13 protein-coding genes are annotated in these 14,649 nt (G+C 56.2%); 6 read left to right on the top strand and 7 right to left on the bottom strand.

The genetic code is table 11. The features are described from left to right. Positions 1-20 precede the first annotated feature (20 nt). The 3 genes from BQ7483_RS14555 to BQ7483_RS14545 form a co-directional block, all read right to left on the bottom strand. Positions 21-1,085 carry a tyrosine-protein phosphatase gene (locus BQ7483_RS14555; protein WP_072546383.1) on the bottom strand — a complete coding sequence of 355 codons (1,065 nt, stop codon included), beginning with the start codon at positions 1,083-1,085 and terminating at the stop codon, positions 21-23. A gap of 126 nt (positions 1,086-1,211) precedes the next feature. Continuing rightward, entirely contained in the window at positions 1,212-2,147 is a 936-nt protein-coding gene (locus tag BQ7483_RS14550) for a carbohydrate kinase family protein (RefSeq protein ID WP_022021571.1), read from the bottom strand. After that, positions 2,135-2,740 (bottom strand): SIS domain-containing protein, encoded by a 606-nt coding sequence (locus BQ7483_RS14545; RefSeq protein ID WP_022021572.1) that lies wholly within the window; start codon positions 2,738-2,740, stop codon positions 2,135-2,137. Before BQ7483_RS14545 ends, BQ7483_RS14550 begins: the two co-directional genes overlap by 13 nt. A 135-nt stretch (positions 2,741-2,875) precedes the next feature. Between BQ7483_RS14545 and BQ7483_RS14540 the strand changes: the two genes are divergently transcribed. Both BQ7483_RS14540 and BQ7483_RS14535 read left to right on the top strand, forming a co-directional pair. Continuing rightward, a complete protein-coding gene (locus tag BQ7483_RS14540; RefSeq protein WP_072546382.1) occupies positions 2,876-4,123 on the top strand; it encodes a M16 family metallopeptidase in 1,248 nt (415 codons plus the stop codon). Positions 4,124-4,213: 90 nt separating this feature from the next. Beyond that, positions 4,214-4,699, top strand: coding sequence for a porin family protein (locus BQ7483_RS14535; protein ID WP_022021574.1), 486 nt, complete (start codon positions 4,214-4,216; stop codon positions 4,697-4,699). Between the two features lie 95 nt (positions 4,700-4,794). Here BQ7483_RS14535 and BQ7483_RS14530 read toward each other — a convergent pair whose 3' ends face one another. Further along, positions 4,795-5,382, bottom strand: a complete 588-nt coding sequence (locus tag BQ7483_RS14530; protein WP_022021575.1) for an epoxyqueuosine reductase QueH — start codon at positions 5,380-5,382, stop codon at positions 4,795-4,797. A gap of 160 nt (positions 5,383-5,542) precedes the next feature. Here BQ7483_RS14530 and BQ7483_RS14525 point away from each other — a divergent pair, with 160 nt between their 5' ends. From BQ7483_RS14525 to BQ7483_RS14515, 3 genes are all read left to right on the top strand, one after another. Then, positions 5,543-7,123 carry a DUF6377 domain-containing protein gene (locus BQ7483_RS14525; RefSeq protein WP_072546381.1) on the top strand — a complete coding sequence of 527 codons (1,581 nt, stop codon included), beginning with the start codon at positions 5,543-5,545 and terminating at the stop codon, positions 7,121-7,123. Positions 7,124-7,305: 182 nt separating this feature from the next. Beyond that, entirely contained in the window at positions 7,306-8,565 is a 1,260-nt protein-coding gene (locus BQ7483_RS14520; RefSeq protein ID WP_022021577.1) for a glycoside hydrolase family 5 protein, read from the top strand. 47 nt (positions 8,566-8,612) lie between these two features. Beyond that, positions 8,613-10,838 (top strand): glycoside hydrolase family 3 C-terminal domain-containing protein, encoded by a 2,226-nt coding sequence (locus BQ7483_RS14515; protein ID WP_072546380.1) that lies wholly within the window; start codon positions 8,613-8,615, stop codon positions 10,836-10,838. Between the two features lie 117 nt (positions 10,839-10,955). Here the strand turns inward: BQ7483_RS14515 and uxuA are convergent, their stop codons facing one another. Further along, on the bottom strand, positions 10,956-12,128 hold the full coding sequence (gene uxuA, locus BQ7483_RS14510; RefSeq protein ID WP_072546379.1) for a mannonate dehydratase: 1,173 nt from the start codon (positions 12,126-12,128) through the stop codon (positions 10,956-10,958). A gap of 24 nt (positions 12,129-12,152) precedes the next feature. Continuing rightward, positions 12,153-12,962, bottom strand: a complete 810-nt coding sequence (locus BQ7483_RS14505) for an SDR family oxidoreductase (protein WP_072546378.1) — start codon at positions 12,960-12,962, stop codon at positions 12,153-12,155. A 128-nt stretch (positions 12,963-13,090) separates the two neighbouring features. Here BQ7483_RS14505 and BQ7483_RS14500 point away from each other — a divergent pair, with 128 nt between their 5' ends. Continuing rightward, complete coding sequence (locus tag BQ7483_RS14500; protein ID WP_072546377.1) at positions 13,091-13,987, top strand: helix-turn-helix domain-containing protein; 897 nt, start codon at positions 13,091-13,093, stop codon at positions 13,985-13,987. Here the strand turns inward: BQ7483_RS14500 and BQ7483_RS14495 are convergent. Next, complete coding sequence (locus BQ7483_RS14495) at positions 13,979-14,644, bottom strand: WbqC family protein (RefSeq protein ID WP_072546376.1); 666 nt, start codon at positions 14,642-14,644, stop codon at positions 13,979-13,981. The genes BQ7483_RS14500 and BQ7483_RS14495 overlap by 9 nt on opposite strands. Between the last annotated feature and the right edge of the window lie 5 nt (positions 14,645-14,649).

Here is a 14,649-nt window from a genome sequence, read left to right as displayed (position 1 = left end):
TTTTGCTTCCTGCTTTGCGGTTACTTGGTCAGCAGGATGCTTCTCAGCTGCTTCAGTTCCTGCTTGCTGAGGCCGATGCCGTCGCGCAGGTACGTCGGGATGTCCCCGTAGAGTCGTTCAGCCTCTTCCTTGGCTGCGTTCAGGAAGTCCTCGCGGGCGGAGAAGATGGTGGTGATGGCCTCCTGCGAGCGGGCAGGCAGGTTGTAGGCATAACGGGTGGCCTTGGGGATGTTGAAGTAGTCGTTGCTCAGGCGGTAGTCTTCCATGATTTTCTCTTCGTTGACGTCGAGGGCCGAAAGGACGAGGGCCGACACGACTCCCGTGCGTCCCTTGCCCGAGGAACAGTGGATGACGATGGGATAGTTCTCCTTGTCGAGCAGCAGGTCGAACACCTGGCGGTACTGGGATGTGTATTTCGTGATGAGTTCGCGGTTCATGCGTTCCACGATGCGGTAGACCGTGTCGCTCCGGATGCTGCGGTCCTGTACGCCGTCCACGATGCCCTTCATGTTGCCGGTGGCGATGGGGATGGATACGAGGTGGAAGTTCTTGCGCAGGCAGGGGTCGGTGGCCGTGCCTTCTTCGGGCGAGCGGAGGTCGATGATGGTGCGGATGCCCAGGTTCTTCAGCTCCTTCAGCGAGCCGCATCCCAGGCTGTCTATCTCGCCGGAGCGGTAGAGCATGCCCCAGCGTACCGATTTGCGCTGCGGATAGGACGGATAGCCGCCCAGGTCGCGGAAATTCTGTACACCGGGAATGTTGACGTTGCGCGTGGCTACCTTTATCTTGTACTTGTCGCCGAACACCAGCTGGTAGTAGTAGCGGCGGGTGGGGTCGGAGGTGATGATGGTCAGGTGCTGGTCGGAGATGGGGGCGCTGGCTACCAGTTTGCCTTCCGTCTGCTGGTCGGGGTCGGTCGAGGCATAGACCTTGACGTCGCCGGGGATTTCGGGGATGATTTCCCACTTGACGATGCTGTTGCCCACGTTGTTTTCCTCGCACACGACGGAGATACGGGGACGCGTGTTGCTGCACGAAGGCAGCAGCAGGGTCAGCACAAACAGGAAGTACAAGTCTTTACACATAGCTGCAAACTCTCTTTAGGGGGTGAACAATCGCCCGCCTCTGCCGGCAGGGAGCTCCTCCCTGCGGAAGCGGTTATCACAAATATATGCAATTTGCATTCAAGAGAGTCGTTGCCGCCAAGGCTTTTATACTTCTTTTTCTATCTTTAAAGTTTCTGCAAACTCTCGGGAGACGCTGTTGTTGAGGCTGCGGCACGACTCGGCGGCAAAGGCGATGCCATAGTTCACCACGCGGTCCCAGCGCGCTTCGTCCAGTTCGTAGAGCGTGTCGTAGCGGATGTCCTCCTTCAGCAGGCCGTAGATGACGCCGGCGTTGAAGTTGTCGCCCGCACCGACGGTGCTCACCGTCTCGACGGTGGGGATGGGGTAACTTTTGCAGACATGGTTCGTGCGCAGGGCAATCTCCTTGTGTCCGGCCGTGCAGATGAAGTTGGGGCAGTAGAACTTGATCTTGTCCTTGTAAATCTTGTCTACATCCTGCAGGTTGTACATGTACAGGAAGTCGTCGGCCGAGCCGCGTACGATGTCGGCATATTCCAGGTTTTCGATGATGGTCGGTGCCAGCTTGATGGCTTCCTCCTTGTGCGAGGAGCGGAAGTTGGGGTCGTAGTACACGATGGCTTTCCTGGAACGGGCCATGTCCAGCAGCTCCAGTATCTTGTCGCGCAGCACGGGGTTCAGGGCGTAGTAGGAGCCGAGGACAACGATGTCGTCTTCCTCCACGTCGGGCCATACCACGTCGAGTCGCTGGCGGGGATAGTCTTTGTAGAAGATGTATTCGGCGTCGTTCTGCTCGTTGAGGAAGGCGAGCGAAACGGGCGACTTGCCGTCGGGGAAGACGTTGACGTGTTCCGTGGGCATGCCGTTGTCGCGCATGAACTGAAGGATGATGTTGCCTACCCGGTCGTTGCCCGTCTCGCTGATGAAGCGGATGGGGACGCCGGCGCGGCTCAACGACACAAGGCCGTTGAATACCGATCCGCCCGGTACGGCCGCCGTGGGCTGTCCGTCACGGAAGAGAATGTCGAGAATGGTTTCTCCGATACCGATTACTTTTCGCATAGTGAACGTGATTTTTCACCCAAGTAGCCGCCGTGGTGGCGCTTGGAATATTCTTCGATGGTGAAATGTGTTTGCTTCATGGTCTGCACCACGAGTATGTCGCCGATGACGGTCATGACGGTGGTCGAAGTCGTGGGAGTCATGCCCAGCACGCAGACTTCCTTGGGGCTTCCGGTGTGGAGGCAGACGGTGGCTTCCTGCGCCAGCGGACTGTCGGGGTTGCCGGTGATGACGATGAATTTCAGTGCGGGGTTCAGGTTATGGGCCAGCCGGGTGAGTTCCACAATCTCACGCGTCTTGCCCGAGTTGGAGATGAGCAGGAGCAGGTCGTTCTCCTGCAGGATGCCCAGGTCGCCGTGCTGTGCTTCGCTGGGGTGCAGGAAGACGGAAGGAATGCCCGTCGAGCAGAAGGTGGTGGCGATGTTCATGGCTATCTGTCCGGCCTTTCCCATGCCCGAGGTCACCAGTTTCCCCTTGCGGCGGTGTACGTGTTCTACGATGAGGCCGACAGCCTTTTCATATGCGTCCGTCACGGGGATGTTGAGCACAGCCTGTGCTTCTTTCTGCAAAAGCTCTTTAATGGAGTCTATCATGATTTTCTTCGTTTTTTGTTCTTCCGGCGTCCTGAGGGGACTCGGAACATACCGAATGCAAATATCTGCAATTTTCCATAAACGGCAATAGGTTTTATTGTATTTTTGCGGGCAGAAAACGTTAGAAAGCCGATAATGAAGAAGTTTGAAACCAGAGAACCGGAATATCACGTGCACACGCTGTCCAACGGCCTGCGCATCATCCACGAACCCCTGCGCTCGCGGGTGGCTTATTGTGGCTTTGCCGTCGACGCCGGCACGCGCGACGAGGGCGAGGACGAGCAGGGCATGGCCCACTTTGTGGAACACCTCCTCTTCAAGGGCACGCAGAAGCGGCGGGCCTGGCACATCCTGAACCGCATGGAGAACGTGGGCGGCGACCTCAATGCCTATACCAACAAGGAGGAGACGGTGGTTTACTCGGCCTTCCTGGCGGAGCACTTTGCCCGTGCCTTCGAGCTGCTGGCCGATATCGTGTTCCATTCCACCTTTCCGCAGCGCGAGATCGAGAAGGAGACGGAGGTCATCATCGACGAAATACAGTCGTACGAGGACAATCCGGCCGAGCTGATATTCGATGACTTCGAGGACCTGATTTTCCGCGGCCATCCGCTGGGGCGCAACATCCTGGGCTGTCCCGAGCGGCTGCGCACGTTCCGCACGGAGGATGCCGCGGCCTTCACCCGCCGTTACTACCGGCCGGATAACATGGTCTTCTTCGTGCTGGGCGACGTGGATTTCCGGCGGGTGGTTCGCCTGGCCGAGAAACTGGTGGGCGACCTGCCCGGCGGTCCTCCGTCCGCCGGACGGAGGACACCTCCTCCGCTCTACGTGCCCGACCGTGTGACGCTGGACAAGGGCACCAACCAGGCACACGTCATGTTGGGCGGCCGCGGCTACAACGCCTACGACTCCCGTCGCACGGCCCTCTACCTGCTGAACAACCTCCTGGGCGGGCCGGGCATGAACAGTCGCCTGAACGTGTCGTTGCGCGAGCGCCGCGGACTGGTCTATACCGTCGAGTCCAACCTGACGGCCTATACCGACACGGGTACGTTCTGCATCTACTTCGGCTGCGACCCCGACGACGTGGACCTCTGCCTCCGCCTGGTCCGCAAGGAGCTGAAGCGTCTGCGCGACCATCGGCTGACCGCCTCGCAGCTGGCCGCCGCCCAGAAGCAGCTGATCGGTCAGATAGGCGTGGCCTCGGACAACAACGAGAACAACGCCCTGGGCATGGCGAAGACCTTCCTCCACTACAACCGCTACGAGTCGCAGGAAGCCGTCTGCCGCCGCGTCAGCGCACTGACGGCCGACGAACTGCTGGCCGTGGCGAACGAGATGCTGGCCGAGGAGTATTTGTCCGAATTGGTGTATCTTTAGTCAGCGGCTTTTCCACTTTGTGGAAGATTCATTTGTTTCTTTAAATTTGTTTTCTTAAATTTGAGCCATTAACCCATAAATTGATGGCTTATGAAAAAGATTTTAGTATTCTTGGTTGCCGTGATTGCATGCTGCACGGTTTCGCAGGCACAGCAGGGACAGTCTGCTGTCGGTGTTTATCTGAACTATGGCAATGAAACAAATGTGGGTCTGGGGTTGAAGTACCGTTACAGCTTCAATGACAATTGGCGTATCGAGCCGGCCTTCGACTATTATTTCAAGCACGATTATGTTTCTTTTTGGGATTTGGGTGCCAATGTGCATTATGTTTTCCACCCGACGGAGGTTGTTCATATTTATCCCTTGGCCGGTTTGCACTATGCGAATGCGACGGCTCATATGAAGGATGTAGGGCTGGGTGATAATGTGTCTGACGGTAAGTTTGGCATTAATTTGGGTGCTGGTGTCGATTTCAAGGTAGCCGCTGCTTTGACGGTGGGCATTGAAGCGAAATATCAGATTGTGAATGATTTCAATCAGCTGGTAGTCAGTGCGGGCATCACTTATTGCTTCTGACGGATACTTGTGGGGCTACGGCTTCCAATGATTGGATATAAATTACCCGCTGTCAAAATGCTCGGTTGGCTTTGGCAGCGGGTATTCTTTTGCTGTTATTTATCGGTAGGAGGCGATAACCGCCGCATGCTGAACTCGCAGCCGCAGTACAGCTGGTTGTAGAAGTTGTATTCGCGGAGCAGCTGGTTGCGCCGTTCCTGCAGTCCGCCCTTCCGCCAGTTCTGTTCCCAGAACAGGGTGCCGGGGTAGCGGGCGGCGGCGCGTCGTCCTGCCTCGTTGATTTGCTCCAGGCTTTTCCAGCGCGACGAGGCCAGGGTGGTGGTGAACAGCGTGAAGCCGTGTTCCGAGGCATAGCGGGCAGTTTCTGTCAGCCGCAGGGTGAAGCAGCGCAGGCAGCGGGGACCGCGTTCGGGCTCGTCTTCCAGTCCCGTCATCTGAGCTTTCCAGTGGGCATAGTCGTAGTCGGCATCGATGAAATCGAGGTTTTTCGACGTGACGAAGCGGATGGCTTCGTTCTTCCGTATCTCGTATTCCTCCTGCGGATAGATGTTGGGATTGCAGTAGAACACGGTGGGGCGTATGCCGTTGGCCAGCATACATTCGATGATGGCCGACGAGCAGGGAGCGCAGCACGAGTGGAGCAGCACGCGGTTGTCGCCGTTGGGAGTTTGGAGTTGGAGCATGATTTTTCGTCGGGAAGCAGGGAATGGTCCGGATGTCTGCTTCCTCCGCCGGCAAAGGTACGGAGAAAAGTCTTTGCTTTGTCTTTCTTTGGAAGAAAAACTGTCATCTTTGGGCAAATGCTTTTTTCTTATTTCAGGATGAATCATTACTTTTGCTGTCATGAAACGCTGTCTGTTGTTATTTCTGTGGTGTGCCTGGGGCATCAGTCTGCTTGCCTCTGCATGGTCCGGCCGGTTTCCTTCCCTGGAGCCTTTGCTGCGTTCTATCGATGCGGCGATGGAGGAGCATACCCGATATGTGGATATACGCGAACAGCGCATCCGGGGACTGAAACTCCGGGAGCAGGTGCGTCCGGTTTCTTCCCGAAGCTATTTTTCCGGACTGGACAGCATCTACCTGGAATACAGGGCTTATAACTGTGACTCGGCTCTGTTGTACCTTCGTCGGGGCCTGCAGTGGGCGGAGGAATATGGTACGGCCGGAGATTGCCTGTCAGTTCGGCTGAAGCAAGTCTATCACATGGCGTCTGCCGGCATGTATCGGGAATCTTCGGATGTTTTGAGGGAGAAGGTGCCGCGTGAGGCAGTTCCTGCTGCCCTGTTGCCGGACTTTTATTACAGTTGCTACAAGCTTTACGATGAAATGGTGCGCTATACGCAGGATGAAGATTTTCGCCGACTGTATGCAGCTCGGGCGGTCTGCTATTCCGATTCTCTGCAGCGAGTGCTGGATGCCTCGTCTCCTTTGGGGCTGGAGCGGAAGGAACATGCGTTGCGCTTGGCGGGCAGATGGGGTGAGGCACTGGCGGTGAACGACCGTCGGCTGGTCGGCCTGACTTCCGGAATGCCTGAGTATGCTTTGGTCGCTTACCAGCGGGCGTTGATCTACGGAAGCATGGGCAACCGGGCAGAAGAAAAACGCTTTCTGGCACTTTCTGCCCTGACGGATATCCGGCTGGCCATTGCCGACCATGCTTCATTGTGGGACTTGGCTCATCGGCTATATGAAGAGGGCGATGTGGAGCGGGCTTATCGATACATCCGTTTTTCGTGGCAGGAGACCAGCCGTTACAATGCACGCTCCCGTTACTTGCAGACGTCGGGAATCCTGTCTTTGATAGACCAGGCCTACCAGACGATACAGGACCGTCAGGCTCTCCGCCTGAAGTGGTCGTTGGTTTCGATTAGCGTGCTGGTTGTCCTGCTAGGTGTAGCCCTCTCCTTCATTTACCGTCAGATGCGTCGGCTGTCGGCAGCTCGCAGCAGTTTGGAGTATGCCAATGGACAATTGCGGTTGTCCAATCGGATAAAGGAAGAATATATCGGCCGTTTTCTGAATCTCTGTTCCACGTATATCGACCGCTTGAACACCTGTCGCCGGAGCGCTGTCCGCAGTGGCGGGCGGCAGGACATCTGGGTGGCAGACCACACCCGGGAAGAGGAACTGAAGGAACTGTACGCCAACTTTGATGAGGCTTTTCTGAAGATTTTTCCCGATTTCATCGAACAATTCAATGACTTGCTCACTCCTGAAGAACGCATTGTCCCTAAGTCTGGCGAACTGCTGAATACGGAGTTGCGTATCTTTGCATTGATCCGTTTGGGCATTGACGACAGTGCGACCATTGCCAAATTTTTGGACTATTCGGTGAACACCATCTATAATTACCGGGCCAAGGTAAAGAACAAAGCCTGTTGTCCGCGCGAGTCTTTTGAGGCTTATGTCAAAGCCATACAGTAGGATTGAATCCACTTTTTTATTTTGTCAAAAGAACACAACTATTTGTGTTTCAGCTATCTGTTTGTAATCAGAGTGATATGTAGTCCACTTGTTGCCCAGCGCTGGTTGCGAAGTTGTTTTTTCTCGTCTAATTTTACCATCAAACCGTTTGCAGAAATCCTTGTCAAATGAAAAACAATATCATGAAAAATTTATTATGTGTCAGTTTGCCGCTCATGTTGTTTATGGCGGCTTTGGTGGGCTGCTCGGGCCGTCAGGCAGAAAAGAGCGTACCGGAAGTATCAGAAAACAAGTTTGTAACCATCCAAGGCGAGAATCTGTTGGAGCCGAACGGTTCGGTGCTGTTCATCCAAGGTACGAATTTGGGGAATTGGCTGAATCCGGAAGGGTACATGTTCGGATTCGGAAAGACCAATTCGGCCCATTTCATCAACGAAATGTTCTGTCAGTTGGTCGGTCCCGATTTTACGGCCGATTTCTGGAAAAAGTTCAAGGACGTCTATGTCACTCGCGAAGACATCCGCTTCATCAAGAGTACGGGAGCCAATACCATCCGCCTGCCCTTTCATTACAAGATTTTCACGGATGAAGATTACATGGGGCTGACGGCTGCCCAAGACGGCTTTGCCCGGGTGGACAGCCTGGTGGAGTGGTGCCGCGAGTCGGGCCTCTACCTTATATTGGACATGCACGATGCTCCCGGCGGGCAGACAGGCGACAACATTGACGACAGCTACGGCTATCCGTGGCTGTTCGAAAGCGAAGCCAGCCAGCAACTGTATGCCGACATTTGGAAACGCATAGCCGACCGTTACAAGGACGAGCCGGTCATCCTGGGATATGAACTGCTGAACGAACCGATAGCCCCTTATTTCGACAATATGGACGGATTGAATGCCACGCTGGAAGCCGTTTACAAACGGGGTGTAGCTGCCATTCGTGAGGTAGACCGCAACCATATCATTCTGCTGGGCGGCGCACAGTGGAACGGCAATTTCAAACCCTTCAAGGACAGCCGCTTCGACGACAAGCTGATGTACACCTGCCACCGCTATGGCGGCAAACCCACACGCGAAGCCATCCGTTCCATCATTGCCTTCAGAGACAGTGTGGGGCTTCCGATGTACATGGGTGAGATCGGGCATAATACCTATGAATGGCAGGCTGCCTTCTGCCGGGTGATGAAAGACGCCAATATCGGCTATACGTTCTGGCCCTACAAGAAGATAGACGGGTCGTCGTTTGTCGGAATCACTCCTCCGGACGGCTGGGAGGAAGTGGTCCGTTTCTCGGAAGCGCCCCGGACGACGTACAAGGAAATCAGGGAAGCCCGTTCCGACCAGGCTGTGGCGCGGAAGGCGATGACGGATTTCCTGGAAGCTGCCAAATGGAAAAATTGTAAGATTCAGGAAGACTATATCCGTTCGCTGGATATGCAGTAGTCCGGAGAGCTCGGAATCGGAAGTTTTACTAAATAAATCATCGTATCATGAAAAAAATGTTGTCTGTTTGTTTGCTGGCTCTGGTCTTGCCCTTGGGGGCACAGCAGAAGCCGGTGTATTTGGACGAAACGAAAGGGTTGGAAGAAAGGGTGGAAGATGCCCTCGGTCGTCTCACGTTGGAAGAGAAGGTGGCGTTGCTGCATGCCCAGTCCAAATTCAGCAGCGCAGGGGTTGCCCGTCTCGGCATTCCTGAAATATGGACCACCGACGGGCCTCATGGCATCCGTCCCGAAGTGTTGTGGGACAAATGGGAGCAGGCGGGCTGGACCAATGATTCCTGTGTCGCTTTCCCGGCGCTGACCTGCCTGGCGGCCACGTGGAATCCTGACATGGCGCAACTCTATGGCCGGAGCATCGGCGAGGAGGCCCGCTATCGCAACAAGGCCGTGCTGCTGGGGCCCGGAGTGAACATTTATCGTACTCCCCTGAATGGGCGCAACTTCGAATATATGGGCGAGGATCCTTATCTGGCTTCACGGATGGTTGTTCCCTATGTACAAGGCGTGCAGCAGAACGGCGTGGCGGCCTGCGTCAAGCACTTTGCGCTGAACAATCAGGAAATCAATCGCTCTACATTGGATGTCGTGGTGGACGACCGTGCCCTGTATGAAATCTATTTGCCGGCCTTCAAGGCCGCTGTGCAGGAGGGCAAGGCATGGGCCATCATGGGCTCGTACAACCTGTACAAGGGCCAGCACTGCTGCCACAACAAATATCTCCTGAAGGACATCCTGAAAGGAGAGTGGGGCTTCGACGGTGTGGTCATTTCGGACTGGGGCGGCACGCACGACACGGAGCAGGCCATTGCCAACGGGCTCGACTTGGAGTTCGGTACGTGGACCAACGGGCTTTCCTCGGGTGCACGCAATGCGTACGACAATTATTACTTGGCCCAGCCCTATCTGCAGCGTCTGAAAGACGGACGGGCAAGCATGGATGAACTCGACGACAAGGTGAGACGTGTGTTGCGTCTGGCCTTCCGAACTGTGATGAATACCGGCAGACCCTGGGGCTCGATGCGTTCGCCCGAACACTATGCGGCTGCCCGCCAGATTGGTGAAGAGGGCATTGTGCTGTTGCAGAACAAGCACAGCGTGCTGCCCGTTGACCTTACTCGGATTCGGAAGATTGCCGTTATCGGCGAGAATGCCCTGAAGATGATGACCGTGGGCGGAGGCAGCTCTTCGCTGAAAGCCCAGCATGAGATTTCTCCTTTGGAAGGCATCCGCAGGCGGGTAGGCGACAAGGCCGAGGTAATCTATGCCCGTGGCTATGTGGGTGACGAAACCGGCGAATATAACGGTGTGGTGACGGGGCAGAACCTGAAGGAAACCCGTTCGGCTGCCGAACTGAAGGCAGAAGCCGTGAAGGTTGCTTCCGAAGCCGATTGCGTCATCTTTATCGGCGGACTGAACAAGAGTGATGGACAGGACTGCGAAAACACCGACCGCAAGGACCTGTCGCTTCCTTATGGTCAGGATGAACTGATTGAAGCCTTGGCCGGGGCAAACGCCAACCTGATTGTCGTAAACATCTCGGGCAACGCCGTGGCAATGCCCTGGGCCGGAAAGGTGGCTGCCATCGTGCAGGGCTGGTATCTGGGTTCGGAAGCGGGCACATCGTTGGCAGCTGTGCTGATGGGCGACGTGAATCCCAGCGGCAAACTGCCTTTCACGTTTCCGGCACGGCTGGAGGACGTACCAGCCCACAGCCTGGGCCAGTACAGCGCTGTCCGCAGCAAGGATGTGACGACAGTACAATATAACGAAGGCATCTTCGTAGGTTACCGTTGGACCGACAGACAGAAAAAAGTCCAACCGCTCTTCTCCTTCGGGCATGGCCTGAGCTATACGACGTTCGAGTATGGGAAGCCGGTAGTTGACAAACGGGAAATGAAGGCCGATGAGCAGCTTACGGTCACGGTTCCCGTAAAGAATACGGGCAGCCGCGAGGGCAAGGAAGTTGTGCAGCTCTACATCCGCGACAAGAAGTCGTCCGTAGAGCGTCCGGTCAAGGAACTGAAAGGGTTCTGCAAAGTCAGCCTGAAGCCGGGTGAGGAGAAGGAAGTATCCTTTACGATAGACCGTTCTGCATTGAGTTATTTCGATGCCGGTAGCCATCAGTGGATGGCCGAGCCGGGTGCATTCGAGGCCATTGTCGCCGCATCGGCCACCGACATCCGGGGACGGGTGGAGTTCAAGCTGACGGAGTAAGTTTGCAAGAAATATTGGAATAAAGAGATTCCCCCTGTTCCCGGATCTTCCTTCCGATGGGGAAGGAAGCGGGGACAGGGGGAATTTTTCTATGATTCAGGTTTCACTCAGTGTGCATCACTTGTACAGCGACTTCGCGATACCCATCTCCAGTCCGCGCAGTTCGGCCAGTCCGCGCAGGCGGCCGATGCACGAGTAACCGGGGTTGGTCTTCTTGCGCAGGTCGTCCACCATCTGGTGTCCGTGGTCGGGGCGCATGGGGATGGATACGCCACGGCGCTGCTGCAGTTCGAGGAAGGCCTTCATTACACCGTACATGTCGACGTCGCCTTCCAGGTGGTTGGCTTCGTAGAAGTTGCCTTCGGCGTCGCGCTTGGTGGAGCGCAGGTGTACGAAGTTGATGCGGTCGCCGAAGCGGGTCATCATGGCGGCACAGTCGTTGGCGCTGCTGACGCCCAGCGAACCGGTACACAGGCAGAGACCGTTGCTGGGGTTGGGCACGGCGTCAATGAGTGCCTGGAAGTCTTCGGCACAGCTCATGATGCGCGGCAGGCCCAGGATGGACATGGGCGGGTCGTCGGGGTGGATGACCAGCTTGACGCCCACTTCATCGGCCACGGGGCAGATTTCGCTCAGGAAGTAGATGAGGTTCTGGCGCAGACGTTCGGGCGTGATGTCCTTGTAGCGGTCCAGTTCGTGCTGGAACTGCTCCAGCGTGAAGCTCTCTTCCGAGCCGGGCAGGCCGGCTATCATGTTGCGGACGAGTTTCTGCTTGTCTTCATCGGTCATCTGTTCGAAGCGGGCCTTGGCCTTGGCCTTTTCTTCATCGGTATAGTCGGCTTCGGCGCCGGGGCGCTTCAGCAGGAAGAGGTCGAAGGCGATGAAGGCGGCACGTTCGAAGCGCAGGGCACGGCTGCCGTCGGGCAGTTCGTAGGCCAGGTCGGTACGCGTCCAGTCGAGCACGGGCATGAAGTTGTAGGTGACGATGTTCACGCCGCATTTGGCCAGGTTGCGCAGGCTTTCCTTGTAGTTGTCGATGTACTTCTGGAAGTCGCCCGTCTGCGTCTTGATGTGCTCATGCACGGGCACGCTTTCAACAACGGACCACGTGAGGCCCACTTCCTCGATCATCTGCTTGCGCTTCATAATCTCTTCTACGGTCCACACCTCGCCGTTGGGGATGTGGTGCAGGGCATTGACGATGCCGGTGGCTCCGGCCTGCTTGATGTCCCACAGGCTGACGGGGTCGTTCGGCCCGTACCAGCGCCAGGTTTGTTCACAAAGTATCATAGTCGATGCTGGGTTTTGAGGTTATTAGATGGAGAATGCGTCAAATCCGCCGTCCACTACAGACAGGGCACCGGTGACGAAGCTCGAAGCGTCGCTGATGAGGTAGTGGATGGTACCGAAGAGCTCTTCCGGCTCGGCAAAGCGTCCGGCAGGCGTATGGGCGATGATGGCGCGGGCACGGTCGGTATAGGAACCGTCGGGGTTGGTCAGCAGCGTGCGGTTCTGGTTGGTCAGCAGGAAGCCGGGCACGATGGCGTTGACACGCAGTTTGGGGCTGAACTTGGTGGCCAATTCAGTAGCCATGTAGCGGGTATAGTTGGCGATGGCAGCCTTGGCCGAGCCGTAGCCTACGACACGGGTCAGCGGGCGCAGGGCCGATTCGGAGCAGAAGTTCACGATGGCTCCCTTCTTGTTCTTGGCCAGGACGTCCACGAAGACCATCGTCGGCAGGATGGTGCCGAAGAGGTTCAGGTCTACCACCTTCTTGAAGGCGTCCACATCCAGGTCGAGTACTGTCTTGTCCGGAGCGATGGTGGCGCCGGGCATGTTGCCGCCGGCAGCGTTGAGCAGCACATTGATGGTGCCGAAGCGTGCGAGGATGTCTTTCTTGTTCTCCTCCAGCACTTCCTTGTTCAGTACGTCCGTCTTCAGGAAGAGGGCTTCGGTCTTTTGGTTCAGTTCGGCTTCCAGCTCCTTGCCGACCTCTTCGGCACGGTCCAGAATGACGATTTTTGCACCTTGTTCTGCCAGATAGTTGGCGATGTTCTTGCCCAGGATACCGCAACCGCCGGTGATGACGATTACCTGGTCTTTGATGTCAAATAAGTTTTTCATAATCTTATACTTGTTTATTGGAATGTTCGTGATGCAAAAATAGGCAGAAAAGAAACATTGTTATAGGCTGAATTTTGCAGGAAATATTCGTATTTTTGCAATATCTCTGTTTTTAAAGGATATTTGCGATGAAAAAGATAGTAAACGAACAGTTGCACATCTCGAACAGCAACCCCGTGCGTACCCGGTTCTACCGTTACAAAACCTTTACCTATCCGTGGCATTTCCATGGGGAATACGAACTGATGTATGTGGAGAAGGGGCAGGGGCAATGCCTGATAGGCGACAGCATCGCGGAGTATTCGGACCGCTGCCTGCTCTTCTTCGGTTCGGAGCTGCCCCACTGCATGCAGAATTTCGCCGCACCGTCGGGCGCGGATGAGGCCGGGGGAGTGAGCGGGGTGATTGTCCAGTTCGAGAAAGACTTCATGCACTATTCCTTTTCCAACTACGTTCAGTTTCTCCCCATCCGCAACATGCTGGCTCAGGCGGGGCGGGGGATTGTCTACCGCCTGGCCGACCGTCCCGACCTTTGCGAGATGATCCGCAGCCTGCCCCGCTCCGAGGGCTTCGACCAGATACTTTCCCTGCTCAGGCTGCTGCATGCGTTGTCGCTTCTTCCGCAGAAGGAACTGGTGGCGTCGCCCAACTACAATCCGCTGTCGGCCGACTTCAAGGACAAGAAGATAGAGAAGATCATCGCCTTCCTGAACAAGCGCTATACGCAGCGCATCAGTCTGAACGAGATAGCTTCCTATACGGCCATGAATCCGGCTTCCTTCTGCCGCTACTTCAAGGAGAACACGGGCAAGACGCTCAAGGAATACATCCTGGACATGCGCATCGGCTATGCTTGCAAGCTGCTGGCCGTCGACCGGCTGAACATTTCGCAGATCAGTCTGGAGTGCGGGTTCGAGACCATCACACACTTCAACCGCAGCTTCAAGCGGATTACGGGCATCACGCCGACGGAATACAAGCGGCGGACGCTGTACACGGGTGGGGAGGAACGTCCGTCAGCGTGAGGCGGCCGTTCGGGCGGGCCGGTGGCTGGCCTGCAATACCAGCAGACTTTCGGGACCCATGTTGAACAGCAGGTCCGCGATGCTCAGGTTGGGCAGGAAGCCCAGCCGTTCCTGGAACACCTGGTAATAGGGTTGGGGGTAGAAGTCGGGGTCCTCCGTGCGGAATTCCTTCTTGGGGTGGATGCGTTCGCGGAAGTCGTCTTCGCCGGGAGCGAAGGTGGTCTTGTAGTCCGTGGTGCGTTCCATCTGCGGTTCCAGCCCGATGAGCGAGCAGACCAGGCGGCACAGGGCTTCGTTGAAGTCGGCCAGGAACTCGTACTTTTGTTCGTAGAAGGGGCGGAAGTCGTCCTTGTAGTATTCGAAGAAGGGCGTGTGGTTGTAGGCCGACTCCAGGGCGTTCCAGTGCAGGTGGCGCCAGTTGCCGTGGTCGGAGATGCGGATATCCTTCATGGGGCACTTCAGCGTGTCGGGCTTGATGATGGGCACCGAGAGCGCCAGCGGGCCGTCCGGCGCGGCGATGGTGCAGCGGTTGCGGTAGGTCTGCTTCAGGTAGTGGTCGCAGTCTTCCACACAGACGTGGCTGTAGGCCAGCAGCTTGGTGTAGTATTCCACCGGGGCCAGGTAGGCCGAAGAGAGGTATATCGTTTCCTTTTCCATTGCTT

The organism is Mediterranea massiliensis (assembly GCF_900128475.1).
GTDB lineage: Bacteria > Bacteroidota > Bacteroidia > Bacteroidales > Bacteroidaceae > Bacteroides > Bacteroides massiliensis_E.
Note: the sequence above shows the minus strand (reverse complement) of the source record. Positions and strands in the feature narration are given on the sequence as shown.

Bases quoted from the DNA above. Each gene is read 5' to 3' on its own strand.
- BQ7483_RS14495 (WP_072546376.1), bottom strand. From the start codon at position 14,644: ATGGAAAAGGAAACGATATACCTCTCTTCGGCCTACCTGGCCCCGGTG.
- BQ7483_RS14535 (WP_022021574.1), top strand. From the start codon at position 4,214: ATGAAAAAGATTTTAGTATTCTTGGTTGCCGTGATTGCATGCTGCACG.
- BQ7483_RS14540 (WP_072546382.1), top strand. From the start codon at position 2,876: ATGAAGAAGTTTGAAACCAGAGAACCGGAATATCACGTGCACACGCTG.
- BQ7483_RS14525 (WP_072546381.1), top strand. From the start codon at position 5,543: ATGAAACGCTGTCTGTTGTTATTTCTGTGGTGTGCCTGGGGCATCAGT.
- BQ7483_RS14550 (WP_022021571.1), bottom strand. From the start codon at position 2,147: ATGCGAAAAGTAATCGGTATCGGAGAAACCATTCTCGACATTCTCTTC.
- BQ7483_RS14545 (WP_022021572.1), bottom strand. From the start codon at position 2,740: ATGATAGACTCCATTAAAGAGCTTTTGCAGAAAGAAGCACAGGCTGTG.
- BQ7483_RS14555 (WP_072546383.1), bottom strand. From the start codon at position 1,085: ATGTGTAAAGACTTGTACTTCCTGTTTGTGCTGACCCTGCTGCTGCCT.
- BQ7483_RS14530 (WP_022021575.1), bottom strand. From the start codon at position 5,382: ATGCTCCAACTCCAAACTCCCAACGGCGACAACCGCGTGCTGCTCCAC.
- uxuA (WP_072546379.1), bottom strand. From the start codon at position 12,128: ATGATACTTTGTGAACAAACCTGGCGCTGGTACGGGCCGAACGACCCC.
- BQ7483_RS14515 (WP_072546380.1), top strand. From the start codon at position 8,613: ATGAAAAAAATGTTGTCTGTTTGTTTGCTGGCTCTGGTCTTGCCCTTG.
- BQ7483_RS14500 (WP_072546377.1), top strand. From the start codon at position 13,091: ATGAAAAAGATAGTAAACGAACAGTTGCACATCTCGAACAGCAACCCC.
- BQ7483_RS14520 (WP_022021577.1), top strand. From the start codon at position 7,306: ATGAAAAATTTATTATGTGTCAGTTTGCCGCTCATGTTGTTTATGGCG.
- BQ7483_RS14505 (WP_072546378.1), bottom strand. From the start codon at position 12,962: ATGAAAAACTTATTTGACATCAAAGACCAGGTAATCGTCATCACCGGC.